The sequence below is a fragment of the Achromobacter sp. 10T422 genome (assembly GCF_056394065.1).
Genome location: NZ_JBFTHD010000002.1, coordinates 425,320 through 450,214 on the forward strand (window position 1 = coordinate 425,320; position 24,895 = coordinate 450,214).

The 24,895-nt window shown below is 63.1% G+C and carries 23 protein-coding genes; 19 read left to right on the plus strand and 4 right to left on the minus strand.

Annotated features, from left to right (window positions below):
- Nucleotides 1-130: 130 nt before the first annotated feature.
- The gene (ompA, locus tag AC1DB0_RS06050) at nucleotides 131-712 is read right to left on the minus strand and encodes an outer membrane protein OmpA (RefSeq protein ID WP_006218200.1); all 582 of its coding nucleotides are present in this window, start codon (nucleotides 710-712) and stop codon (nucleotides 131-133) included.
- Nucleotides 713-1,125: 413 nt separating this feature from the next.
- Between ompA and gyrA the strand changes: the two genes are divergently transcribed.
- The 15 genes from gyrA to cysM all read left to right on the plus strand — a co-directional run bounded on the left by gyrA (nucleotide 1,126) and on the right by cysM (nucleotide 17,862).
- Nucleotides 1,126-3,795 (plus strand): DNA gyrase subunit A, encoded by a 2,670-nt coding sequence (gene gyrA / locus AC1DB0_RS06055; protein WP_054423747.1) that lies wholly within the window; start codon nucleotides 1,126-1,128, stop codon nucleotides 3,793-3,795.
- A complete protein-coding gene (gene serC / locus AC1DB0_RS06060; protein WP_167390130.1) occupies nucleotides 3,795-4,925 on the plus strand; it encodes a 3-phosphoserine/phosphohydroxythreonine transaminase in 1,131 nt (376 codons plus the stop codon). Before gyrA ends, serC begins: the two co-directional genes overlap by 1 nt.
- Nucleotides 4,918-6,003 carry a prephenate dehydratase gene (gene pheA / locus AC1DB0_RS06065; protein ID WP_054423743.1) on the plus strand — a complete coding sequence of 362 codons (1,086 nt, stop codon included), beginning with the start codon at nucleotides 4,918-4,920 and terminating at the stop codon, nucleotides 6,001-6,003. Before serC ends, pheA begins: the two co-directional genes overlap by 8 nt.
- 11 nt (nucleotides 6,004-6,014) lie before the next feature.
- Nucleotides 6,015-7,136, plus strand: a complete 1,122-nt coding sequence (gene hisC / locus AC1DB0_RS06070; protein ID WP_175169668.1) for a histidinol-phosphate transaminase — start codon at nucleotides 6,015-6,017, stop codon at nucleotides 7,134-7,136.
- Nucleotides 7,133-8,035, plus strand: a complete 903-nt coding sequence (locus AC1DB0_RS06075) for a prephenate dehydrogenase (RefSeq protein WP_476757652.1) — start codon at nucleotides 7,133-7,135, stop codon at nucleotides 8,033-8,035. Before hisC ends, AC1DB0_RS06075 begins: the two co-directional genes overlap by 4 nt.
- A 5-nt stretch (nucleotides 8,036-8,040) precedes the next feature.
- The gene (gene aroA, locus AC1DB0_RS06080; protein WP_476758622.1) at nucleotides 8,041-9,363 is read left to right on the plus strand and encodes a 3-phosphoshikimate 1-carboxyvinyltransferase; all 1,323 of its coding nucleotides are present in this window, start codon (nucleotides 8,041-8,043) and stop codon (nucleotides 9,361-9,363) included.
- A gap of 12 nt (nucleotides 9,364-9,375) precedes the next feature.
- Nucleotides 9,376-10,062 carry a (d)CMP kinase gene (gene cmk, locus AC1DB0_RS06085; RefSeq protein WP_054423736.1) on the plus strand — a complete coding sequence of 229 codons (687 nt, stop codon included), beginning with the start codon at nucleotides 9,376-9,378 and terminating at the stop codon, nucleotides 10,060-10,062.
- Between the two features lie 237 nt (nucleotides 10,063-10,299).
- Nucleotides 10,300-12,012 (plus strand): 30S ribosomal protein S1, encoded by a 1,713-nt coding sequence (rpsA, locus tag AC1DB0_RS06090; protein ID WP_006393619.1) that lies wholly within the window; start codon nucleotides 10,300-10,302, stop codon nucleotides 12,010-12,012.
- A gap of 3 nt (nucleotides 12,013-12,015) precedes the next feature.
- Nucleotides 12,016-12,375 carry an integration host factor subunit beta gene (locus AC1DB0_RS06095; protein WP_054423734.1) on the plus strand — a complete coding sequence of 120 codons (360 nt, stop codon included), beginning with the start codon at nucleotides 12,016-12,018 and terminating at the stop codon, nucleotides 12,373-12,375.
- 180 nt (nucleotides 12,376-12,555) lie between these two features.
- A complete protein-coding gene (locus AC1DB0_RS06100; protein WP_050447861.1) occupies nucleotides 12,556-12,870 on the plus strand; it encodes a LapA family protein in 315 nt (104 codons plus the stop codon).
- Nucleotides 12,871-12,930: 60 nt separating this feature from the next.
- A complete protein-coding gene (gene lapB / locus AC1DB0_RS06105) occupies nucleotides 12,931-14,145 on the plus strand; it encodes a lipopolysaccharide assembly protein LapB (protein ID WP_054423732.1) in 1,215 nt (404 codons plus the stop codon).
- A complete protein-coding gene (gene rfaE1, locus AC1DB0_RS06110) occupies nucleotides 14,142-15,083 on the plus strand; it encodes a D-glycero-beta-D-manno-heptose-7-phosphate kinase (RefSeq protein ID WP_175169671.1) in 942 nt (313 codons plus the stop codon). Before lapB ends, rfaE1 begins: the two co-directional genes overlap by 4 nt.
- The gene (gene rfaD / locus AC1DB0_RS06115; protein WP_054423726.1) at nucleotides 15,080-16,069 is read left to right on the plus strand and encodes an ADP-glyceromanno-heptose 6-epimerase; all 990 of its coding nucleotides are present in this window, start codon (nucleotides 15,080-15,082) and stop codon (nucleotides 16,067-16,069) included. Before rfaE1 ends, rfaD begins: the two co-directional genes overlap by 4 nt.
- A 230-nt stretch (nucleotides 16,070-16,299) precedes the next feature.
- Entirely contained in the window at nucleotides 16,300-16,860 is a 561-nt protein-coding gene (locus AC1DB0_RS06120) for a ComEA family DNA-binding protein (protein WP_054423725.1), read from the plus strand.
- Nucleotides 16,861-16,953: 93 nt separating this feature from the next.
- The gene (gene cysM, locus AC1DB0_RS06125) at nucleotides 16,954-17,862 is read left to right on the plus strand and encodes a cysteine synthase CysM (RefSeq protein ID WP_054424663.1); all 909 of its coding nucleotides are present in this window, start codon (nucleotides 16,954-16,956) and stop codon (nucleotides 17,860-17,862) included.
- Between the two features lie 129 nt (nucleotides 17,863-17,991).
- Here cysM and AC1DB0_RS06130 read toward each other — a convergent pair whose 3' ends face one another.
- Both AC1DB0_RS06130 and AC1DB0_RS06135 read right to left on the minus strand, forming a co-directional pair.
- On the minus strand, nucleotides 17,992-18,972 hold the full coding sequence (locus tag AC1DB0_RS06130; RefSeq protein WP_476757649.1) for a Bug family tripartite tricarboxylate transporter substrate binding protein: 981 nt from the start codon (nucleotides 18,970-18,972) through the stop codon (nucleotides 17,992-17,994).
- Nucleotides 18,969-19,745: an IclR family transcriptional regulator gene (locus AC1DB0_RS06135; protein WP_476757648.1), complete on the minus strand. Its 777-nt coding sequence runs from the start codon at nucleotides 19,743-19,745 to the stop codon at nucleotides 18,969-18,971. The genes AC1DB0_RS06130 and AC1DB0_RS06135 overlap by 4 nt, the downstream gene beginning before the upstream one ends.
- Before the next feature lie 66 nt (nucleotides 19,746-19,811).
- Here AC1DB0_RS06135 and AC1DB0_RS06140 point away from each other — a divergent pair, with 66 nt between their 5' ends.
- Nucleotides 19,812-20,861, plus strand: a complete 1,050-nt coding sequence (locus AC1DB0_RS06140) for a cyclase family protein (protein WP_175169675.1) — start codon at nucleotides 19,812-19,814, stop codon at nucleotides 20,859-20,861.
- A 105-nt stretch (nucleotides 20,862-20,966) separates the two neighbouring features.
- Here AC1DB0_RS06140 and mltB read toward each other — a convergent pair whose 3' ends face one another.
- Entirely contained in the window at nucleotides 20,967-22,121 is a 1,155-nt protein-coding gene (gene mltB, locus AC1DB0_RS06145; RefSeq protein ID WP_476757647.1) for a lytic murein transglycosylase B, read from the minus strand.
- 10 nt (nucleotides 22,122-22,131) lie between these two features.
- Here mltB and AC1DB0_RS06150 point away from each other — a divergent pair, with 10 nt between their 5' ends.
- From AC1DB0_RS06150 to AC1DB0_RS06160, 3 genes are all read left to right on the plus strand, one after another.
- Entirely contained in the window at nucleotides 22,132-23,055 is a 924-nt protein-coding gene (locus AC1DB0_RS06150; RefSeq protein WP_082387094.1) for a histone deacetylase family protein, read from the plus strand.
- A gap of 70 nt (nucleotides 23,056-23,125) precedes the next feature.
- Complete coding sequence (locus AC1DB0_RS06155) at nucleotides 23,126-23,875, plus strand: electron transfer flavoprotein subunit beta/FixA family protein (RefSeq protein ID WP_054423710.1); 750 nt, start codon at nucleotides 23,126-23,128, stop codon at nucleotides 23,873-23,875.
- Nucleotides 23,876-23,877: 2 nt separating this feature from the next.
- Entirely contained in the window at nucleotides 23,878-24,807 is a 930-nt protein-coding gene (locus AC1DB0_RS06160; protein WP_054423708.1) for an electron transfer flavoprotein subunit alpha/FixB family protein, read from the plus strand.
- Nucleotides 24,808-24,895 lie beyond the last annotated feature (88 nt).

Below are 24,895 nucleotides of genomic sequence, written 5' to 3' on the forward strand. Positions count from 1 at the left end.
CGCTATATATATAGAGGGGCCCGTCCGCGCGAGGGCGGGGCGGCTACGCGCCATGGCACCGCATTGGTGCATGACGGACGAAAAAAAGGGCCTCGCTATGCGAGGCCCCTTATTGTAGCTAGTCCGGCAATTACTTGCGGCTACCCACGATTTCGATTTCAACGCGACGGTTTTGGGCACGGCCCTCTTTCGTCTTGTTGGAAGCGATCGGGTTCAGCTCACCCTTGCCTTCCGTGTAGATACGGTTCGGGTCGATGCCCTTGCTGACCAGGTAGGTCTTGACCGAAGCGGCGCGGCGCTCGGACAACTTCTGGTTGTAGGCTTCCGTGCCGATCGAGTCGGTGTGGCCAACAGCAATGATGGTTTCCAGCTCGATACCGCGAGCTTGCTGGGCGACTTGGTCCAGCAATTGACGGCCTTCGGGCTTCAGGGTCGACTTGTCGAAGTCGAAGAACGTGTCAGCATTGAACACGACCTTTGCCGCCATCGGGGCCGGCTTCGCCTTCTGTTGTGCAACCGGGACACCGTCGCAACCGGGGATACCGGTGGCAGGGGTCCAGAAAGCATCGCGCCAGCACAGTTCGTTCGTACCGTTTTTCCAAACGTTACCGAACGGGTTGCGCCAGTTGTCCACGGTTTGCGCGGAAGCTACACCAGAGGCCGTGACGGCGGCGAAGGCGAGCGCCAGAGCGAATTTGGAGGGTTTGTTCATGTTTCTCCTCGTTGAGCTTGAAGCTGGATAAGTGACTCGCAGCGAACCCCCGCCGCATATCAGGAAAACGGGGCCAGTATAGCAACGCCAAGAGCTGGTTCAAAGGAATAGCTACTGGGTTTCCTGCGTGCTGGAAACAATCTTAAGGCATTTGGGGGCCTTTGGCTTCCCTGGAGAGGCGCATTAACGCTGGATACGACGTTTTCGGCACTCCATCGGTTTTCCCTGTTGGTTTTTGACAACAGGGCCGCCGGGCGCGGTCGGGCGGGCGGGTCGTTGGCCTGATCGGCGACCGCGGCAAGCGCCTTCCAGGCAGCTTGCCACGACCCTGCCGGCCTGGAATGGAATCGAATGATAGAATTTCCTGTTTACCCGGCCCGGGTTCCTCCTTACACGATTCTGTCGTTATATATATGGATTCCTTTGCCAAGGAGACGCTTCCGGTTTCGCTGGAAGAAGAGATGCGCCGCAGTTACCTCGATTACGCGATGAGCGTGATCGTTGGGCGGGCGCTACCGGATGTGCGGGACGGGCTCAAACCCGTCCACCGGCGCGTGCTCTACGCGATGCATGAGCTGAACAACGATTGGAATCGCGCCTACAAGAAGTCGGCGCGTATCGTCGGGGACGTCATCGGTAAGTACCACCCCCACGGCGACCAGTCCGTCTATGACACCATCGTCCGCATGGCGCAAGATTTCTCAATGCGCTACATGTTGGTTGACGGTCAGGGTAACTTCGGCTCGATCGACGGCGATAACGCCGCGGCGATGCGTTACACCGAAATCCGTCTGGCCAAGATTGCGCACGAGCTGCTGGCCGATATCGACCAGGAGACGGTGGACTTCGGCCCCAACTACGACGGCAGCGAACAAGAACCGCTGCTGTTGCCGTCGCGGCTGCCCAACCTGCTGGTCAACGGCAGCTCGGGTATCGCGGTGGGCATGGCCACCAACATTCCGCCCCACAACCTTCAGGAAGTGGTCGACGGCTGCCTGTACTGCCTGCGCAATCCGGCCTGCACGGTTGACGAGCTGATCGAGCTCATCCCGGCGCCGGACTTCCCCACGGGCGGCATCATCTATGGCATGTCCGGCGTGCGCGAAGGCTATCGCACCGGCCGCGGCCGCGTCATCATGCGCGCCAAGACCCACTTCGAAGACATGGAAAAGGGCAACCGCCAAGCCATCGTCATCGACGCGATTCCCTACCAGGTCAACAAGAAGACGCTGCAGGAACGCATTGCCGAACTCGTCAACGACAAGAAGATCGAAGGCATCTCCGATATTCGTGACGAGTCCGACAAGGACGGCATGCGCCTGGTCATCGAGCTCAAGCGCGGCGAGGTTCCCGAGGTTGTTCTGAACAACCTGTACAAGAACACGCAGCTGCAAGACACCTTCGGGATGAACCTGGTGGCGCTGGTCGACGGCCAGCCCCGCCTGCTCAACCTGAAGCAGATGATCGACTACTTCCTGCAGCATCGCCGCGAAGTGGTCACGCGCCGCACGGTGTTCCAGCTGCGCAAGGCTCGCGAACGCGGCCATGTGCTGGAAGGCTTGGCCGTTGCACTGGCCAACATCGACGATTTCATCGCGATCATCAAGGCCGCGCCGACGCCTCCCGTCGCCCGCCAGGAATTGATGGCGAAGTCGTGGGATTCGTCCCTGGTTCGCGACATGCTGTCGCGCGCCGACGGCGACACCCCGGGCGGCCGCGCAGCATTCCGCCCCGACGATCTGGGCGTTGAGTTCGGTCTTCAAGGCGACGGCCTGTACCGTCTGAGCGACACGCAGGCTCAGGAAATCCTGAACATGCGCCTGCAACGCCTGACCGGGCTTGAGCAGGACAAGATCGTTGGCGAATACAAGGACATCATGTCCACCATCGCCGACTTGCTCGACATCCTGGCGCGCCCCGAGCGCATCACGACGATCATCAGCGACGAGCTGCAAGCCATCAAGGCCGAATTCTCGACCGGCACGAAGGACACGCGCCGCTCGGAAATCGAGATGAACGCGACCGAGCTCGACACCGAAGATCTGATCACGCCGACCGACATGGTCGTGACCTTGTCGCATGGCGGCTACATCAAGAGCCAGCCGCTGTCCGAGTACCGCTCGCAAAAGCGCGGCGGACGCGGCAAGCAAGCCACGGCGATGAAGGAAAACGACTGGATCGACCAGCTGTTCATCGCCAATACGCACGATTACCTGCTGTGCTTCTCGAACCGCGGCCGCGTGTACTGGCTGAAGGTCTGGGAAGTGCCCCAAGGCACGCGCAACTCGCGCGGCAAGCCCATCGTCAACATGTTCCCGCTGGCTGACGGCGAGAAGGTCACGGTGGTGTTGCCGGTCAAGGAATTCAGCGAAGATCACTACGTCTTCATGGCGACGTCGCGCGGCACGGTCAAGAAGACCCCGCTGTCCGACTTCTCCAACCCGCGCAAGGCCGGCATCATCGCCGTTGACCTTGACGATGGCGACTACCTGATCGGCGCCGACCTCACCGACGGCAAGCATGACGTCATGCTGTTCTCGGACTCCGGCAAGGCCGTGCGCTTCGACGAAAACGACGTGCGTCCGATGGGCCGCAATGCCCGCGGCGTGCGCGGCATGATGCTGGAAGAAACGCAGACCGTCATCGCGCTGCTGGTTGCCGGCGACGAAACGCAGACCGTGCTGACCGCCACCGAAAACGGCTACGGCAAGCGCACCCCGATTGGCGAATACACGCGCCACGGCCGTGGCACGAAGGGCATGATCGCCATCCAGACCAGCTCGCGTAACGGCAAGGTGGTGGGCGCGGTGCTCGTCAACCCGACCGACGAAATCATGCTGATCACCACTGGCGGCGTGCTGGTGCGTACCCGTGTCGCGGAAATCCGCGAAATGGGCCGCGCCACGCAAGGCGTCACGCTGATCAACGTGGATGACGGCAGCACGCTGTCCGGTGTGCGCCGTGTCGTGGAAAGCGATGCTGACGACGACGGCGAACTGGACGAAGACGTCCAGGCTGACGGCGGCGACGACAGCAACGGTGCAGCAGACTCGACGGATTCGACGGAACCTACGGAGCAATAATGGCCCGCCCCTGGAACTTCTCGGCAGGCCCCTCGGCCTTGCCCGAGGTGGTATTGCAGCAAGCAGCAGCTGAGATGCTGGATTGGCATGGCAGTGGCATGTCGGTGATGGAAATGTCTCATCGCGGCAAGCACTTCGTGCAGATCTGCGACGAAGCCGAATCCGACCTGCGCGAGCTGCTGGGCTTGCCCGCGGATTACGCGGTCATGTTCATGCAAGGCGGAGGTTCCGGGGAGAACGCCATCGTTCCCATGAATCTCATGGGACGCCGCAGCACGCCGGCTGCCGACTTCGTCGTGACGGGCCATTGGTCCAAGCGGTCGTACAAGGAAGCCGGGCGCTATGGCAGCACCCATGTCGCGGCAAGCAGCGAGCAAGCCATCCAGCTGGATGGCCGCGAGCAGGCGCCGCTGACTTGGGTGCCGCCGGTCGATACCTGGAATGTGCGCAAGGAATCGGCCTACCTGCACCTGTGCAGCAATGAAACCATCGGCGGCGTCGAGTTCATGGACTGGCCCGACACCGCCGCGCTGGGCGCACCCGACGTGCCGTTGGTCGTCGATGCGTCTTCGCATTTCCTGTCGCGTCCGATGGACGTGACGCGCTGCGGCATGATGTATGCCGGCGCGCAGAAGAACGCGGGCCCGGCTGGCGTGACCATGGTCATCGCCCGCCGCGACCTGATCGGCCACGCCTTGCCGATCTGCCCGTCCGCCTTCGATTACGCCAATGTGGCCGCGGATCATTCGCGCTACAACACGCCGCCGACCTTCGCGATCTACGTCGCGGGCCTGGTGTTCAAGTGGGTCAAGGCCAATGGCGGCGTGGCGGGCATGGAAGCCGCCAACAAGGCCAAGGCCGACCTGCTGTACGGCTATCTGGACAGCACCAATTTCTATCGCAATCCCATTCACGCTCCCGTGCGTTCGCGCATGAACGTGCCGTTCGTGTTGCGCGATGAATCGCTGAATGACGCCTTCCTGCAAGGCGCCGATGCGGCGGGTTTGACGCAACTGAAGGGCCACAAGAGCGTGGGCGGCATGCGTGCCTCCATCTACAACGCCGTTCCCCTTGCCGGGGTGTCGGCGCTGGTCGAGTACCTGAAGGAATTCGAGCGCCGCTATGGATGAAGATCTGCAGCGCAAGCTGCGTCCCTTGCGTGAACGCATTGATGCGTTGGACGCGCAGATCCTCGACCTGCTCTCGCAGCGCGCACGCGCCGCGCTGGAAGTGGGCGAGGCCAAGCATGCCGCGCAAGCGGACGGCCCGGTGCTGCGCCCCGAGCGCGAAGCCGAAGTCATCCGCCGCTTGCAGCAGATCAACCCCGGCCCGTTCCCGAATGCGGGCGTGGCGTCGGTATGGACCGAGATCATCTCGGCTTGCCGTGGCCTGGAGCGCGGCATGACCGTGGCGTATCTGGGTCCGCAAGGCTCGTTTTCCGAGCAAGCCGCGTTGGAGCATTTCGGCCACGCCGTGCAAAAGCTGCCGTGTGCGTCGTTTGATGAAGTCTTTCGTGCCGTCGAAGGCGGCCAGGCCGATGTGGGCATGGTGCCGGTGGAAAATTCCACCGAAGGCGCCGTCAACCGCAGCCTGGACTTGCTGCTGAACACACCGCTGACGATTCTGGGCGAGCGCTCGCTGGTGATCCGCCATTGCCTGATGTCGCAGTCGGGCAGCATGGACGGCATCAAAACCATCTCCGCGCATCCGCAAGCGCTGGCGCAGTGCCAGGGCTGGCTGACGCGCAACTATCCCGATGTGGACCGCGTTGCTGCGTCCAGCAATTCCGAAGCGGCCCGCGCCGCCGCGGGCGATCCCACCATCGCGGCAATCGCCGGCGAAGTGGCGGCGCCTGCCTGGAATTTGCAGGTCGTCGCGGCCGGCATCCAGGACGATCCGCACAACCGCACGCGCTTTTTGGCCATCGGCAATATCCAGCCGCTGGTCAGTGGCAAGGACAAGACCAGCCTGATCCTGGCGGTGCCGAACCGTGCGGGCGCGGTCTACGAAATGCTGGCGCCGCTGGCGGCAAACGGCGTGTCGATGACGCGCTTTGAGTCGCGCCCGGCGCGCACCGGCCAGTGGGAATACTACTTTTACGTTGATGTCCTGGGTCATCGTAATGATCCGAACGTCGAGCGCGCCCTTGCTACCCTGCAGGCGCAGGTTGCCTATCTGAAAGTGCTGGGTTCCTACCCGGCGCCGTGAGCCTCCACACCATGACCACCGCATCCAAGCCCCTCGTTGCTCCCGCGCACGTCAGCGCCATCGCGCCTTATCAGGCGGGCAAGCCCATTGAAGAACTGGCCCGTGAGTTCGGGCTGGACCCGGCGGGCATCGTCAAGCTGGCGTCGAACGAAAACCCGCTGGGCATGCCGAAGTCGGCGCGTGCCGCCATGTTGGCCGCCGCCGAGTCGCTGGCCCGCTATCCCGATCCCAATGGCTTTGACCTGAAGGCGGCGCTGGCCGAGCGTTATGGCGTGCCGATGAACTGGATCACGCTGGGCAACGGGTCCAACGACATTCTGGAAATCGCGGCGCTGGCGCTGCTGGAGCCGGGTTCGTCGGCGGTGTATGCGCAGCATTCGTTCGCCGTCTACCGCCTGGCCACGCAAGCGCGCGGCGCGCGCCACATCGTGGTGCCGGCGCAAGACTATGGCCATGATCTGGATGCAATGTTTGACGCCATTGCCGACGACACGCGCCTGCTGTTCATCGCCAACCCCAACAACCCGACGGGCACCTTCGTGCCGGGCGACAAGGTCGCGTCCTTCCTGGAACGCGTGCAAGCTGCCCATGGCGACCGCGTTACGGTGGTGCTGGACGAGGCCTATAACGAATACCTGGACCCGGAACACCGCTTCGACAGCACCGCGCTGGCGCGCCGGTTCCCGAACCTGATCATCTCGCGCACGTTCTCCAAGGCCTATGGTCTGGCGGGCTTGCGGGTGGGCTTCTCGGTGGCGCAGCCTCCGCTGACCGACCTGCTGAATCGTGTGCGTCAGCCGTTCAACGTCAACACGCTGGCGCAGGCCGCGGCGATTGCTGCGTTGGGCGATGCGGCCTATCTGGAAGAGGCCTATGCCTCGAACAAATCGGGCAAGGCGCAGCTTTGCGCGGCGTTCGACCAGCTGAAGCTGCGCTACGTGCCCAGCTACGGCAACTTCGTGCTGGTGCATGTGGGCGACGCGCCCCGCATCAATCTGGAATTGCTCAAGCGTGGCGTGATCGTGCGCCCGGTGGCGGGCGATGGCCTGCCGGAATGGCTGCGTGTGTCGATCGGCTTGCCGGAAGAAAACGCCCGCTTCATTGATGCCCTGACCGCCATTTTGTCCGCATGAACGACGCGTTACCTTCTACGAATCAGGGGGCCGCTGGCCCCCTGATTCCTGTATTGGCCGTGGTGGGTGTGGGCCTGATCGGCGGTTCATTTGCTGCGGCGTTGCGCCGGGCAGGCCAGGTTGGCCGCGTGTTAGGCGTGGGGCGCAATGCGTCATCGCTTGCGCGCGCCGTTGAGCTGGGGCTGATTGATGAAGCGGTCAGCGCGGAAGACGCAGCCGCTCGGGCGGACCTGGTGCTGCTGTCCACGCCGGTTGGCGGCTTGAAGAACGTGCTGGCGCGGATGCTGCCGCACTTGGGCGCAGGCACGGTATTGACCGATGCAGGCAGCACCAAGGCCGAGGTTGTCGAAGCCGCGCGCGACGCGCTGGGCGAACACATCGGGCGTTTCGTGCCGGGCCACCCCATTGCGGGCGCCGAGCGTACGGGGCCGGATGCCGCCGATGCTGATCTATATAGCCAGCGCACCGTCATTCTGACGCCGCTTGCCGAGAACACCGCCGCTTCCATCGACCTGGTGCGCCGCGCGTGGCAAGCCTGCGGCGCCAGTGTGATCGACATGGATGCCGATGCGCACGACCGCGTGCTGGCCTCGGTCAGCCATCTGCCGCACTTGTTGTCGTCGGTGTACATGGAGCAGGTGGCGACCGCCGCTGATGCCCCGACCCGGCTGGCGCTGGCCGGCAGCGGCTTTCGTGATTTCACGCGCATCGCGGCGGGGTCGCCGGAGATGTGGCGCGACATTTTTCTGTCTAATCGCGACGCGATGCTGGCCGAGCTTGCCGATGTGCGCGCCGTGCTGGATCGCGCTGAACGCGCCATTGCCGATGGCGATGACGCCGCTTTGCTGGCCCTGCTGGACACGGCAGCCCAGGCGCGCCGTCATTGGCGCAAGGAGTAGCTGACATGAACGCTATGGCTTATCTGGAGCTGCCGCGCGTGCGGCAAGCGCAGGGCGTGATGGCCTTGCCCGGTTCCAAAAGCATTTCCAACCGCGTGCTGCTGCTGTCGGCCATTGCCGAGGGCACGACGGTCATCACCGGCCTGCTGGATTCTGACGATACCCGCGTCATGCTGGGCGCCTTGCGCCAATTGGGCGTGCAGGTGTCTGACCTGGATGCCGGCCGCGTCACCGTCGAGGGCGTGCGGCGTTTTCCCGTGGAAAGCGCGGACCTCTTCATGGGTAATGCCGGCACCGCGATTCGTCCGCTGACGGCCGCGCTAGCCTTGATGGGTGGCGACTACCGCTTGTCGGGCGTGCCGCGCATGCATGAACGCCCCATTGGTGATCTGGCGGATGCCTTGAATGCACTGGGCGCCCGCATTGATTACTTGGGCCAGCCGGGCTATCCGCCGCTGCACATCGGCCGCGGCGACATCGCCGAGGACGCTGTCACGCGCGTGCAGGGTTCCGTGTCCAGCCAGTTCCTGACGGCATTGTTGCTGGCCGCGCCCTTGCAGGCGGGCCGCAGCGGCAAGCCCGTCACGATCGAAGTGGTGGGCGAGCTGATCTCCAAGCCCTACATCGAAATCACGCTGAATCTGATGGCGCGCTTTGGCGTGCAGGTGCAGCGTGATGGATGGAGCCGTTTCGTGATTGAAGGCGGCGCGGGTTATCGCAGCCCGGGTCAGATCGCGGTGGAAGGCGATGCGTCGACGGCCTCCTACTTTCTGGCGCTGGGCGCCATTGGCGGCGGCCCGTTGCGCGTGACGGGCGTGGGCGCGGACAGCATCCAGGGCGACGTTGCGTTTGCCGACACGCTGGCGCAGATGGGCGCCACGGTCACGTATGGCCCCGACTGGATCGAAGTGTCGGGCGTGCGCGTGGCCGACGGCGCGCGGCTGAAGGCCTTTGATACCGATTTCAATCTGATCCCCGATGCTGCCATGACGGCCGCCGCGCTGGCCCTGTATGCCGACGGCCCGTGCCGCCTGCGCAACATCGGCAGCTGGCGCGTGAAGKAAACCGACCGCATCCACGCCATGCAGACCGAGCTTGAAAAGCTGGGCGCGCAGGTGGAATCGGGGCCGGATTGGCTGCGCGTCATTCCCCCGGCGCAGGACGCCTGGCGCGATGCGCACATTGGCACCTGGGACGACCACCGCATGGCGATGTGCTTTTCGCTGGCGGCCTTCGGCCCGGCGGCGGTCAGAATTCTGGACCCTGGCTGCGTTAGCAAGACGTTCCCGGGTTACTTTGATGTCTACGCGAGCCTGGTATCGGCCTAGCGAAAAACCTACATGACTTTGACTTCTTCGATTGATTCTCCCGTGGCTGCGGTCATCACGATTGACGGGCCCACCGCGTCAGGCAAGGGCACCGTGGCGCATCGCGTCGCCAAGGCGCTGGGCTGGGACGTGCTGGACAGCGGCGCGTTGTACCGCCTGACGGCACTGGCCGCCATCAAGCAGGGCGTGGCCGCGGACGACGAGCCGGGTGTGGCCCGCGTGGCCGAGACGCTGGATGTGCGCTTTGACGGTCCCCACGTCTACCTGGAAGGCGCCGACGTCGGCCACGACATCCGCCGCGAGGAAGTGGGTAATTTCGCCTCCCGGGTGGCGGCTTTTCCGGGTGTGCGCCAAGCGCTGCTCGAACGTCAACGCGCTTTCCGCCTGCCTCCCGGGCTGGTGGCGGATGGCCGCGATATGGGCACGGTGGTCTTTCCCGATGCGTCCCTGAAGGTGTTCCTGGTTGCCGACGTGGTCGCCCGGGCGGAGAGGCGGCGTAAGCAGTTGATCGAAAAGGGAATTTCTGCTAATCTAGACGACCTTCTGCGAGATATGCGCGAGCGAGATGCCCGCGACACCCAGCGCGCCACGGCGCCGCTTGCTCCCGCAGCAGACGCACATGTGCTGGATTCGTCCAATTTGACGATTGCAGAAACAGTGCAGGCAATACTGGATTTCTGGCAACAAGCGCAAAAATAGTCCAACCGCTATGGCTGAAAAGCAGTAGCTGAAAGGCGATAGCTGAAAGGCAGTAGCCGAAAGGCGATAGCGCAGACAGCCAGAAAATTTTATTAGGCCCTGTTCTAGCCAGGCGCAACCCCCCACGGGCCACCCCGCAGGGGCGAACCGGCAAACAGGTATTTTGACTCCACTGTGGCGGGCAATCCGCTGCGGTGTGTTCTTAACGGCCATTTCGGCCCAATGGATTTCAACCCCATGTCTTCCGTTTCCACTACCGCCACCGGCGGCGAAAGTTTCGCCGACCTTTTCGCACAAAGCCTCAAGAGCCAGGACATGAAGTCCGGCGAGGTCATCAGCGCCGAAGTCGTGCGCGTCGACCATAATTTCGTCGTCGTCAACGCCGGCCTGAAGTCCGAAGCGCTGATCCCCCTGGAAGAGTTCCTGAACGACCAGGGCGAGCTCGAAGTGCAACCCGGCGATTTCGTCTCGGTGGCCATCGATTCCCTGGAAAACGGCTACGGCGACACCATCCTGTCGCGTGACCGCGCCAAGCGCCTGTCGGCCTGGCTGCAGCTGGAAAAGGCCCTGGAAAACGGCGAACTGGTTACCGGCACCATCACCGGCAAGGTGAAGGGCGGCCTGACCGTCATGACCAACGGCATCCGCGCGTTCCTGCCGGGTTCGCTGGTGGATCTGCGTCCGGTCAAGGACACCACCCCGTACGAAGGCAAGACCCTCGAATTCAAGGTCATCAAGCTCGACCGCAAGCGCAACAACGTTGTGCTGTCGCGTCGCCAAGTGCTGGAAGCCAGCATGGGCGAAGAGCGTCAAAAGCTGCTCGAAACCCTGCACGAAGGTGCTGTGGTCAAGGGCGTGGTCAAGAACATCACCGACTACGGCGCGTTCGTTGACCTGGGCGGCATCGATGGCCTGCTCCACATCACCGACATGGCATGGCGTCGTGTGCGTCACCCGTCCGAAGTCCTGCAAGTGGGTCAAGAAGTCGAAGCCAAGGTCCTCAAGTTCGACCAGGAAAAGAGCCGCGTCTCGCTGGGCGTCAAGCAGCTGGGCGAAGATCCGTGGGTGGGCCTGGCTCGCCGCTACCCGCAAGGTACCCGCCTGTTCGGTAAGGTCACGAACCTGACCGACTACGGCGCCTTCGTCGAAGTCGAAGCCGGCATCGAAGGCCTGGTTCACGTCTCCGAAATGGACTGGACTAACAAGAACGTCGACCCGCGCAAGGTTGTTACCCTGGGCGAAGAAGTCGAAGTCATGGTCCTGGAAATCGACGAAGACCGTCGTCGTATCTCGCTGGGCATGAAGCAGTGCCGTCAAAACCCGTGGGAAGAGTTCGCTACGAACTTCAAGCGCGGCGACAAGGTCCGCGGCGCCATCAAGTCGATCACCGACTTCGGCGTGTTCGTGGGTCTGCCTGGCGGCATCGACGGCCTGGTTCACCTGTCCGACCTGTCGTGGACGGAAACGGGCGAAGAAGCCGTGCGCAACTTCAAGAAGGGCGACGAGATCGAAGCCGTGGTTCTGGGCATCGATACCGACAAGGAACGCATCTCGCTGGGCATCAAGCAGCTGGAAGGCGACCCCTTCAACAACTTCGTCGCCACGTTTGACAAGGGCGCGGTTGTTCCGGGCACCATCAAGTCCGTCGAAGCCAAGGGCGCTGTTGTTACGCTGTCCGTGGACGTTGAAGGCTACCTGCGCGCTTCCGAGATCTCCTCGGGCCGCGTTGAAGATGCCACCACCGTTCTGAACGCTGGCGAAAACATCGAAGCCATGATCGTCAACATCGACCGCAAGACGCGTTCGATCCAACTGTCGATCAAGGCCCGCGACAACGCTGAGACCGCCGAAACGATCCAGCGCATGTCCGACGCCAGCGCTTCGTCCGGCACCACCAACCTCGGCGCGCTGCTGAAGGCCAAGCTGGACCAACAGCGCAACGACGGTTAATTCGTGACCAAGTCGGAGCTGATCGCCGCCTTGGCGGCCCGCTATCCTCAGCTGGCCGCCCGCGACACCGATTACGCGGTCAAGACCGTTCTGGATGCAATGACCCAGGCCCTGGCCTCGGGTCAGCGCATCGAGATCCGCGGTTTTGGAAGCTTCTCGTTGTCGCAGCGGTCTCCCCGCATCGGTCGCAATCCGAAATCCGGCGAACAAGTGCTGGTGCCTGGTAAACAGGTGCCGCACTTCAAGGCGGGCAAGGAATTGCGCGAACGGGTAGACCTGGTCGGCGGCAATGACGAGGACGCTCAATCTTCTGGATCGAGTGAACCGATGGCGTCCATGGCAGGTTTGCACGCCATGCATTGACGTATCGGCTAGTAAAGGCTGCCTACGGGCAGATCGGACCGAGAACAGGCCCCTTGAGAAATCAAGGGGCTTTGTTTTTTCCGGCCGCCGCCGTGCAGCCGTGATGCGGGGATTTTTTTTCTTGGGACCTTTAAGACGTCGCTTACAATTGACAGTCTTGAATTCTTTGGAGCATGCGTCATGCGCTATCTAGTCTGGGCCCTGCGATTGCTCGTGTTTATTGCGGTATTGATGTTCGCCTTGAAGAACACCGATCCGGTTGCCGTGAAGTTCTACGCGGACTACGTCGTGCAAGACGTGCCGTTGATCGTCGTGATGCTGGTGGTGTTTGTGGCGGGCGCCTTGTTTGGCCTGCTGCTGACCGTGCCCGCCGCCATGCGCCGCCGCCGCGAAGCCATCCGCTTGCGCCGCGAGCTGGACCGCGTGCAGGCTGCGGTGAATGGCACCACGCCTGTCGTGCCGCCCGAAGCCGTTGCGCCGATGTCGCCGCTGTAATGGCGCGCCGATCCTTGCACGCCGTCAATTTCGCACTGAATTACCGCAAGAGCCCGAAACGTGGATTTTGAACCTTGGTGGTTGATTTTCGTGCCGGTGTTGTTCGCGCTGGGCTGGTTGGCCGCGCGCTTCGATATCCGGCAAATGCTTCGGGAAACCCGCAGCCTGCCTGACTCGTATTTCCGGGGCCTGAACTTCCTGCTCAACGAGGAACCCGACCGCGCAATTGACGCCTTTGTCGAAGTCGCCAAACTGGACCCGGAAACGACCGAGCTGCACTTTGCGCTGGGCAGCCTGTTCCGCCGCCGTGGCGAGATGGAACGCGCCATCCGCGTGCATCAAAGCCTGCTAAGCCGCTCCGACCTGCCGGCTGCCGAGCGTGAGCACGCGCAGCATGAATTGGCGCAAGACTTCCTCAAGGCTGGCATGCTCGATCGCGCCGAAAGCGGGTTCGAGCAATTGAAGGACACGCGCTATGCGCTGCCCGCCTTGCGTTCGCTGATCCGGATTTTTGAATCCGAACACGACTGGCCGCGCGCGATTGAAGCCGTCAAGACCTTGCAAGGTTTGGTTGATGAGCCGGTGCCGCAGATCGTGCACTACTACTGCGAACAGGCGCAGACGGCGCTGTCCGCCAAGCCGGCGGATGTGGATGCCGCGCACAAGGCGCTGGACGCCGCTGATCACGCCTTGTCCACGACCGACCCGGCCGCGGGCAAGGGCGCGATGGTGCGCACTGCCATGCTGCGCGCCCGCCTGGCGTTGATGGAGCAAGATCCCAAGCGCGAACGGCTGTACCTGGAGTCGGTCATGACCGACGCCCCCGAATTTGCGGGACTCGTCGCCGAGCAGTTGCTGGCCAATTACCGCGCCGCGAATCAGGTGGAAGCGGGGTTGGACTTCCTGCAAAAGCAATATCAGCGCCATGCGTCGCTGGATCTCTTCAACGTCGTGTTCCGCGAGCTGCGCGTGCAACAGGGCTCGGTCGTGGCTTGGGCGTTTGCGCGGGGTGCGCTGCGCAGTCATCCGTCCCTGCTGGGCCTGGATCGCTTGCTGGAAGCCGAGCTGGCCAACCCGGATGCGGGCGCCGAGCAAGGGCCGGTGCCTGGCGCCGATCTGACGCTGTTGCGCAGTCTGATCCACAAGCATACGCAACGGCTGGACCGCTATGCGTGCCGTAGTTGCGGTTTTCAAGCGCGTCGTTTTTACTGGCAATGTCCCGGCTGCAACGCCTGGGAAACCTACGCGCCGCGCCGTCTGGAAGAACTTGAATGAAGCCTTTCCCCGCCGAAGCCATTTCGCATAGCCGCGTTCTCGTGGTCGGCGACATCATGCTGGACCGCTACTGGTTCGGTGAAGTCGAACGCATCTCGCCGGAAGCGCCGGTGCCGGTGGTGCGCGTTGCGCGTCGCGAAGACCGCCTGGGCGGCGCCGCCAACGTGGCGCGCAACGTGGCGGCCTTGGGCGGCCACGTGACGCTTGTGGGCGTGCTGGGCGCGGACGAGGCGGGCGACAGCATCCGCCGTTTGTCCGCTGAAGCCGGCATCCAGGCTGACCTGATCGCCGACCCATCCTTGCACACCACGCTGAAGATGCGCGTGCTGGGCCGCCAGCAGCAGCTGCTGCGCGTGGACTTTGAACAGCATCCGGAGCAGGCCGCACTCGACAGTGTTGACGCCGCGCTGGCGCGTCATCTGGCCAACCACGACATCGTTGTGCTGTCCGACTACGCCAAGGGCGTGCTGACCCGCGTCGAGTCGCTGGTGGCCATGGCGCGCCATGCAGGCATCCCGGTGCTGGTGGACCCCAAGGGCGATGACTACGCGCGCTATCGTGGCGCAACGCTTGTTACCCCGAACCGTTCGGAAATGCAGCAGGCCGTGGGCCGCTGGAATTCCGAAGCTGAACTGACCGATCGCGCGCAGCGCCTCCGCGCTGACCTGGACCTGGAAGCCTTGCTTGTGACGCGTTCCGAGCAGGGCATGACTTTGTTTACCGATACCGGACGTGACCACATCGATGCGCAAGCGCACGAGGTGTTCGATGTGTCCGGCGCGGGCGACACCGTGCTGGCCACGCTGGCCGTCTCGCGCGCCATCGGCTTGCCGTGGGCCGAGGCGATGGGCTGGGCCAACAAGGCCGGCGGCATTGCCGTGGGCAAGCTGGGCACGTCCGTCGTCACCGCCGCGGAATTGGCAGGAGAACCCTCATGATCGTCGTAACCGGAGCCGCAGGCTTCATTGGCAGCAATCTGGTGCGCGGGCTGAACCGCCGCGGCATCACGGACATCATCGCGGTGGACGATCTGACCGAGGGCGACAAGTTCGTCAATCTGGTCGATTGCCAGATCGCCGAGTACATGGACAAGGACGACTTTCGCCGCCGCGTCGTTGACGGCAGCCTGCCCGCCGTGCGCGCCGTGCTGCACCAGGGCGCGTGTTCGGACACGACCGAGCGCAACGGCCGCTACATGATGGACAACAACTACCGCGTCACGCTGGAGTTGTTCGAGTTCTGTCAGGAGCGCCGCATTCCGTTCCTGTATGCGTCGTCCGCTGCCGTTTATGGCGGGTCGTCGATCTATGTCGAAGATCCTGCCAACGAAGGCCCGTTGAACGTCTACGGCTACTCCAAGCTGCTGTTCGACCAGGTCCTGCGCAAACGCATGAACAGCCTGACCGCGCAGGTTGTTGGCCTGCGCTATTTCAACGTCTACGGCCCGCACGAGCAACACAAGGGTCGCATGGCTTCGGTGGCGTTCCACAACATGAACCAGTTCCTGGAACACGGCCATGTGCGCCTGTTTGCGGGCTGGGACGGTTACGTGGACGGCGGGCAGAGCCGCGATTTCATCTCGGTGGAAGACGTGGTGGCGGTCAACCTGCACTTCCTGGATCACCCGGAACAGTCGGGCATCTTCAACTGCGGCACCGGGCGCGCCCAGCCGTTCAATGACGTGGCGGCGGCCGTGGTGAACACCTTGCGCGCGGAACGTGGCGAAGCCGAATTGACGCTCGCGCAATTGGTGGAGCTGGATCTCATCCGCTACATCCCGTTCCCGGACGATCTGAAGGGGCGCTATCAAAGCTATACGCAAGCCGATGTGACGCAGCTGCGCACGGCGGGCTTTTACGCCCCGATGCGGGATGTGCAGACGGGCGTGGCCGAGTACGTGCGGTACTGGCGCGCGCGTCGATAAGTGCTTGATTGAGCGCTGCAATAAGTGCTGCATCAGTGCTGCACGAGTGCTGCAATTCGCGCGGCGCATGTCGTGAAAAAAGAAGCCACCGATTTGGTGGCTTTTTTTTCGTCTGCGTAGTTGCCGAGGTGGATCAATCCGTTCACTGCGCGGCCCAAGCGCGGGGCGGGCGGCCATCATCCAGGGGTGGCGCAACAACCGTTGTGCACAGATCCATTCAGGAGACACCCATGAATTCATTTATCGAGTCCACCCCCACCGGATTGCTGCCGTGCTCGTCAACCCACGCGCTTCGTCCGCCGATGGCGGCCATGCGTGCAAAGCGTGGCCGGCATGCGTTGCGGCGTGCAATGGGGGCACTGTTGGTCACGGTCGGGCTAGGCTTTGTCGCGCCCCAGGCCCACGCGCTGGACGTCAATCAGGCCAACGCCCAACAATTGGAGACGATTCGCGGCATCGGCCCGCGCACGGCCGAAGTCATCATTGCCGAGCGCGACCGGGGCGGCAAGTTCGAATCGTTTGAAGACCTGGCCGAACGGGTGCGCGGTATCGGTCAGAAAAAGGCGCAGGCCTTGCAAGCGGCAGGCTTGCAGGTGGGCGACGGGGAGCCGTCATCCGCGGTGGGCAAGGGGGCCGCGGGCAGCGCGACGGAAGTCGCCAAACCGGGTGAAGCCAAGCCGGCGACGGGGGCTGGCGCCGGGGCTGCGGCCAAGTCTGGGTCCAGAGCCGCCGGCAAGTCTGCTGGCGTTCCAGCCGGTGGGTCCGGCTCTGCGGCCGCCGTGCGGCCCTGAGCTTCCCAGCCACTCGGAAATTCACTCGGGAACCCCTGGCGGGAGCGCGGCTTTTCGCCGCGTCTGCCGCCGGGCGGAGTTATGATCGACCGCATGACTACTACCTATCCCACTATCGAGCAGACCGTCGGCAACACGCCGCTGGTCCGATTGCAGCGCATTCCGGGTGCCGCGGGCGCCGCGCGTGGCAACGTCATCCTGGCCAAGCTGGAAGGCAATAATCCCGCCGGTTCCGTGAAAGACCGCCCGGCCTTGTCGATGATCAATCACGCGGAAGCACGCGGCGACATCAAACCGGGCGATACCCTCATTGAAGCCACCAGCGGCAACACGGGCATTGCCCTGGCCATGGCGGCTGCGATGAAGGGCTACCGCATGATTTTGATCATGCCGGACAACCTGTCGGTGGAACGCCGGGCGGCCATGGCGGCCTATGGCGCGGAATTGATCCTGACGCCGGCCGACAAGGGCGGCATGGAGTACGCGCGCGACTTGGCCACTGAAATGCAGGCAGACGGCCGGGGCGTGGTGCTGGATCAATTCGCCAACCCCGACAACCCGCGCGCGCACGTCGAAACCACGGGGCCTGAACTCTGGACCCAGACTGATGGGCGCATCACGCATTTCGTCAGCGCGATGGGTACGACGGGCACGATCATGGGCGTGTCGACTTACCTGAAGTCGCGCAATCCGGCGGTGCAGGTGGTGGGCGCACAACCCGCAGAAGGCTCGCAGATTCCGGGCATCCGTAAATGGCCCGAGGCCTATCTGCCGAAGATCTTCGACCGCAGCCGCGTCGATGCGTATGAATCCATCGAGCAATCGGAAGCCGAAGTCATGGCGCGCCGGCTGGCCGCGGAAGAGGGCATCTTTGGCGGTATCTCGTCCGCTGGCGCGCTGGTCGCTGCGCTGCGCGTGGCCGAACGCGTCAATGACGCCACCATCGTCTTCATCGTGTGCGACCGCGGCGACCGCTATCTGTCCACCGGCGTGTTCAACTGATATCTGGTTTTTCGGCAGCCTGACGGGCTGCCGAAGCAAACAGCCCGGCCCAGGAATAGCCTTTCCTGGCCGGGCTGTTTCCATTGCGGGACTGCCATGCGGCCGTAAGCGCCGCGTGGCAGTCCTGCGTTATTCAGGCTGAATATTCGCGTCTTTCATGACCTTGATCCAGCGTGCGCTTTCCGCAATATTGAAGGCTTCCGCTTCCTGGTAGCCCATCGTGCTGGGCAGCGTGCCCTGCGATTTCAGGGCTTCGACGACCTTCGATGATTTCGACGCCTCGACCATGGCTTTGTTGAGCTTGGCGATGATGGGCTCGGGCGTATCCTTGGGCACCCACATGCCGTACCACGTGACGATATCGAAGTCGGGCAGCACGGTTTCGGCGATGGTGGGCACGTTGGGAAGATCGGCCAGCCGCGTTTTGGTGGTGACGGCAAGCGGAACGACCTTGCCGCTCTGGATCAGCGGAAGCGCAGGCGCCAGCGGGGCGTACATCAGATCGACATGGCCGCCTGCGACATCGGTCAGGGCCGGGCTGCTGCCGCGGTATCCAACGTGCGAGATGGAGGCCTTGGTGGACGTATTGATCAGTTCACCGGCCAGATGCGGCAGCGTGGCGATCCCGGGGGAGGCGAAGGTCAGTGTGCCCGGCTGCGCGCGGGCGTGCTGGATCAGGTCGGCAAAGGTCTTGAACTTGGAGGTGGGCGGGACGACAGCCACCATCGGCACCGTGCCCAACACGCCTACCATCCTGAAGTCCTTGATCGGGTCAAAACTCAGGTTCTTGAACTGGGCGGGGTAGATACCCTGAACGGACGGATTCATCAGCAGCGTGTAGCCGTCAGCGGGGGCCCGGGCGACCTGAGCCGCGCCGATTGTGCCACTGGCGCCTGCGCGGGTTTCAATGACCAGCGGCTGGCCCAGAATTTCCCCCATTTGCACTGCGACCACACGGCCCACCACATCGGTCGGGCCGCCAGCCGCCCACGGCATGATGACGCGTATCGGTTTGTCCGGATAAGTGCCTTGCGCTTGCGCGCCGGCCAAGGGGAGTCCGGCGGTGGTGATCATCGTGCATGCCGCGGCAAGAAAGCTGCGTTTGTTCATCTACTGTCTTCTCCAACAAAGGTGAGGTTGGCGGAGGGCAGGGCCGCATGCAGCAGCGCCTTGACCTCTTCCAGTTGTTTTCCAGTGGTGGCTTCGTTTTTGAGCATGCGGCCCAGGGGGCCGGCCACCACAATGGCAAAGGGTTGTTCATAGGCCCGGAACCCGAGCGATACGGACATCACGTCTTCGACGTTTTCACCGACCGAACGCTGCCAGCCCCGCGCGACTCCTGCCTGCAGGTCGCAATCAAAGGTATCGCGGGCGGTGATAGTGCTGTCCGTGAACGCAGTGAATCCGCTATAGGCCTTGAACCATTTTTGGCGTTCCTCCGGCGGCAGTACGGACAACAGCGCCTTGCCTGAGCTGGTGGCGTGCACCGCTTTGAATCCGCCGGGCTGGTGGGAGAAGCGGATCGTCTGCTTGGATTCAGCCACGATCAGGTAGACGACCTTGTCGTCGGCCAGCTTGGCCAGCAGGGCGGTTTCCCCGGTCAGGTCGCGGACTCGTTCCAGCACGGGTTCGATGACCGCATTCAAGGGGTCGCTGCGGCAAATCAGCGTGGCGACGTGGATCAGCTTTTGGGTCGGGTAATAGCCGTGCTTCTTGCCGATTTCATAGAGATAGCCGCGGGCCACCATGGTTTTGAGCAAGCCATGGCAACTGGACAGCGGGATCTGCATCTGGGCGGCGATTTCGCTGTACAGCAATGGCTTCTGCTCCTCGGCAAAGAGGTTCAGTACATCCAGAACTCGAGCAGCTGTTTTCACATCCATGATGTTAGTATCCTATACGTGATAAATTTATGTCAATCCGCTTTCAACGCCAAGGAGTTGCGACGCATGAGATGGAAGAACCGTCCCGAAGGATCGAACTGGGGAGACTTTGGGCCTGACGATCAGCGCGGTTGCCTGAATTACATCACTCCCGAGAACGTGTTGATGGGCATAGGCGAAGTCCGCCAGGGCCTGAGCTTCTGCCTGTCGCTGCCGCTGGACTATCCCGGCGGCAATGGTGTGAATGTCAGGCGTCTTCCGCCCAAGCTGCGTCCCACGGAACGGGACGGCGACCAGTACATGAATTTCCCGCTGGGGCGCCTGCGTCCGGGCTGCGTGGACGTGCTGAGCGACGATATTGTCGAAATGAGCCTGCAGTACTCGACGCAGTGGGATTCCCTGGCGCACGTAGGCGCGTTGTTCGATGCGAATGGCGACGGCCTGCCTGAACGCGTCTACTACAACGGCTACCGGCCCAATGATCACGTGGTCGGCCCGGTGGACTACGACGTAGACAACGGTTTTGCCAAGACCGATCTGGGGCAGGGCGTGGCGTCAAATGCCAAGAAGCTGGACATCACGCAGCTGGCTGAATCCTGCTTGCAAAGCCGCGGCGTGATGGTCGACTTGGCCAAGCACTATGGCCGGGCACAGAAATCCGTCGGCTATGACGATCTGATGCGTATTCTGGAAAGCGATCGGATCGAGATCGAGCGGGGCGATATCGTCCTGTTCCACACCGAGTTCGGCGACGCCTTGCTGGAGAAGAACCGCGAGCCGGATGCGCATACGCTGCACGAGATCTGCGCGGGCCTGGATGGCAGCGACGAGAAGCTGCTGCAATGGATTTCGGATTCGAAAGTGGCGGCGATGGCATCCGACAACCATGCGCTGGAGATCTACCCCACGCAAAAGCCCAACGCCTGCTGCGCCGCGTTGCCGCTGCATCATCATTGCATCTTCAAGCTGGGCATGCCGATTGGCGAGATGTGGTATTTGGGCCAGCTTGCGCGATGGTTGCAAACCAATGGACGCAGCCGGTTTTTGCTGACAGCCCCGCCTCTGAACCTGCCGGGCGCGGTGGGCTCGCCCGTCACGCCGGTGGCCACCGTGTGAGGCCGTCGGCCAACTTGGGCGAGGCGGCCTGAGGCATTCGGCGGTACGCATGAAAAAGCGGCGCCTGGACTCACGCCCAGGCACCGCTTTTTTCTGACAAGAAGATCAGCGGTTCACGCGGGCTTCAATCTCAGCGGCCAGATCAGCGACCGACGTGGCGTAGAAGTAGCTGCGGTTGTATTTCGTCAGCGCGAAAAAGTTGGGCGTGCCTACGCGGTACTGGGCGGTGCCCCGGGCCTCTTCCACCAAGTCGACCACGCCCAGCGGCTGGCCTGCCCAACCCGTGGCCGACGCGCCCGGTTGCAGGCGAGCGCCTGCGGCTGACAGGGCGCTCCAGCTTTGCTTGGGTTCCAGGCCGCCATCGACAAGCGCTGTCGGATCAGCCGGCAGCACCACGGGTGCGAACACCGGCAGACCGCGTTGCCAGCCATGTTGGGCCAGGAAGCTGCCCACCGACATGATGGCGTCCTGCGTGTTGTTCGTCAGGTCGATATGGCCGTTGTCGTCGCCGTCCACCGCGTAATGCATGATGCTGGTCGGCATGAATTGCGGCATGCCGATGGCGCCGGCGTACGAGCCCCGCGTTTCCAGTTCCAGCTTGTCTTTCATGACCAGCGTCAGGAAGTCGCCTAACTGGCCGCGGAACATCGTGGCGCGTTCGGGCTTGTTGGGATCGGGGTAGTCAAAGGCCAGCGTGGCCAGCGCGTCCAGCACCCGGAAGTTGCCCATGTTGCGGCCATACAGCGTTTCGACTCCGATGATCGACGCAATGATGGGCGCGGGTACGCCAAAGCGCTGCGCGGCCTGATTGAGCAGGTCGCGGTTTTCGTTATAGAACTCCACGCCCCAGCCGATGCGCTTGGGCTCGACAAAGCGCGAGCGGTACGTCAGCCAGCTGCGCCAGATCTTCTTGCCCGGCGGGGCGGGCGCAATCAGGCGCGACACCGTGGCGTTGTAGCGCGAACTTTCCAGCGCCTTCACCATGGGGTTCAGCGGCAGGTTGCGTTCGGCGGCCAGTTCTTCCACGAACGCACGCACTTCCGGCCGCAAGGCGCCGGTGGCGGTCAGCGTGGCGGGCGCGTCGTCCGGCAGTTCGGAGCCTGGTGTCGGCGTACTAGGTCCGATGCGGATAGCTGTGTTGCCAGAGGCGGCCACCGGTTGGGTGGCAAGGGAATTCGGGGCAGAGGGAGCGGTGGTGGAGCAGCCCGCCAACAGGGCGGAAAGCGCTCCGAGTTGCAGTAATCGCCGACAGATGAACATAATCTTCCTTATGGAGACCATGTATCTTACCCACCCCGCATGCCGCTTGCATGAAATGGGCAGTTGGCATCCCGAAAGCCCACAGAGGCTGGACGCCATTTCCGACCAGCTATTAGCCAGCGGCTTGATGCCCTATCTGGACGACCGGCAGGCGCCTCAGGCGTCGCGCCATGACGTGCTGCGCGTGCACACCGTCCAGTATCTGGACAGTTTGCGAGAACATACGCCGGACCAAGGGTATTACCCGATAGATCCGGACACCCTGATGAATCCCCACACCTATGAAGCCGCGCTGTATGCCGCCGGCGCGGGCGTGGCGGCGGTGGATGCGGTGATGGGCGGCGAGGCCCGCACGGCGTTCTGCGCGGTGCGTCCGCCCGGGCACCACGCCTGCCGTTCCCAGGCGATGGGGTTCTGCTTCTTGAACAACGTGGCCATTGCGGCGCGCCATGCGCTGGAGTTTCACGGCCTGTCGCGCGTGGCCATCGTTGACTTCGATGTGCACCACGGCAACGGCACCGAAGACGTGTTCGCGGGCGATGAGCGCGTGCTGATGTGCAGCTTCTTCCAGCATCCGTTCTTTCCCAACAGCGGCGCCGAGCACCCGGCCGACAACATGATCAACGTGCCGGTGGCCGCCTATACGGGCGGGGCCGCCGTCAGGACGATCGTCACCGACACCTGGCTGCCGAAGCTCGACGCGCACCGGCCGGAACTGATCCTTGTGTCAGCAGGCTTTGACGCGCACCGCGAGGACGACATGGGCCAGATGGGCCTGGTGGAAGCCGACTATGCGTGGATAACGGAACAGCTCGTCGATGTGGCCGAACGCCACTGTCAGGGGCGGATCGTCAGTACGCTTGAAGGTGGTTACAACTTATCTGCCCTGGGTCGCAGCGTGGTTGCGCATATACGAGCGCTGGCTAAGCTGTAGAATCAGGAAAAAATTGTGCAATGCGATCCCGGCGCATGCCGGGTAATTATTTCCATTTGGAGGCTGCGGGATGAAGGTGTTGGTACCTGTCAAGCGCGTCGTTGACTACAACGTCAAGGTGCGCGTCAAGTCGGATCAGACTGGCGTGGATATCGCCAATGTGAAGATGTCCATGAACCCCTTTGACGAAATCGCCGTCGAAGAAGCGACCCGGTTGAAAGAGAAGGGTGCCGTCGCTGAAGTCGTGGCGGTTTCTTGCGGCGTTGCGCAATGCCAGGAGACGCTGCGCACCGCCATGGCCATTGGCGCCGATCGCGGCGTGCTGGTCCAGACCGATGCCGAACTGCAGCCGCTGGCTGTCGCCAAGCTGTTGAAGGCGCTGGTCGACAAAGAGCAGCCGCAACTGGTCATCCTGGGCAAGCAAGCCATCGACGACGACGCCAACCAAACCGGCCAGATGCTGGCCGCGCTGCTGGACTGGCCGCAAGCCACGTTCGCCAGCAAGGTTGAACTCGCCGACGGCAAGGTCACGGTCACGCGCGAAGTGGACGGCGGCCTGGAAACGCTGACGCTCACGCTGCCGGCTATCGTCACCACCGACTTGCGCCTGAACGAGCCGCGTTACGTCACGCTGCCGAACATCATGAAGGCCAAGAAGAAGCAGTTGGACACCGTCACGCCCGAAGAGTTGGGTGTTGATGCCGCGCCGCGCCTGAAGACGCTGAAGGTCAGCGAGCCGCCCGCCCGCAAGGCAGGCATCAAGGTGGCTGACGTTGCTGCCCTGGTGGACAAACTCAAGAACGAAGCGAAGGTGGTCTGAACATGACGACGCTGGTTATTGCCGAACACGATAACGCCCAGTTGAAGGGCGCAACCCTGAACGCCGTCGCCGCCGCCGCCAAGATCGGAGGCGACGTGCACGTGCTGGTCGCTGGCGCCAACGCGCGCGCCGTGGCCGATCAGGCCGCCGCCGCTGCCGGTGTCGCCAAGGTCCTCTTGGCCGACGCGCCGCAACTGGCCGACGGCCTGGCTGAGAACGTCGCCGCCCAAGTGCTGGCCGTGGCATCGAACTACAGCCACATCCTGTTCCCGGCTACCGCCTCGGGCAAGAACGTGGCGCCGCGCGTTGCGGCCAAGCTCGACGTGGCGCAGATTTCGGACATCATCGGCGTGGAATCCGCCGACACGTTCCAGCGCCCGATCTATGCGGGTAACGCCATTGCCACCGTGCAATCGGCCGACGCCGTGAAGGTCATCACCGTGCGCACGACGGGCTTTGACGCCGTTGCGGCGCAAGGCGGTTCGGCTGCGGTGGAAGAAATTGCCGCCGTTGCCGATTCGGGCAAGTCCACGTTCGTGGGCCGCGAAGTCGCCAAGAGCGACCGTCCTGAACTGGCCGGTGCGCGCGTGGTGGTGTCGGGCGGCCGCGGTCTGGGCAGCGCCGAAAACTTCAAGATCCTGGACCCGCTGGCTGACAAGCTGGGCGCGGCGCTGGGCGCTTCGCGCGCTGCGGTCGACGCCGGCTACGCGCCGAACGACTGGCAAGTGGGCCAGACGGGCAAGATTGTTGCGCCGCAGCTGTACGTGGCCGTGGGTATCTCGGGCGCCATCCAGCACTTGGCCGGCATGAAGGATTCGAAGGTCATTGTGGCCATCAACAAAGATCCCGAAGCCCCGATTTTCGGCGTGGCCGATTATGGTTTGGTGGGCGATCTGTTCCAGGTTGTGCCCGAACTGACTGGCGCGCTGTAAGCCGCCTGTTCAAGGTGTTTGAAGAGCCCGTGGATTAACGTCCACGGGCTTTTTTTCGTCTCCGATATTTTGCGACGATCTAATTCGT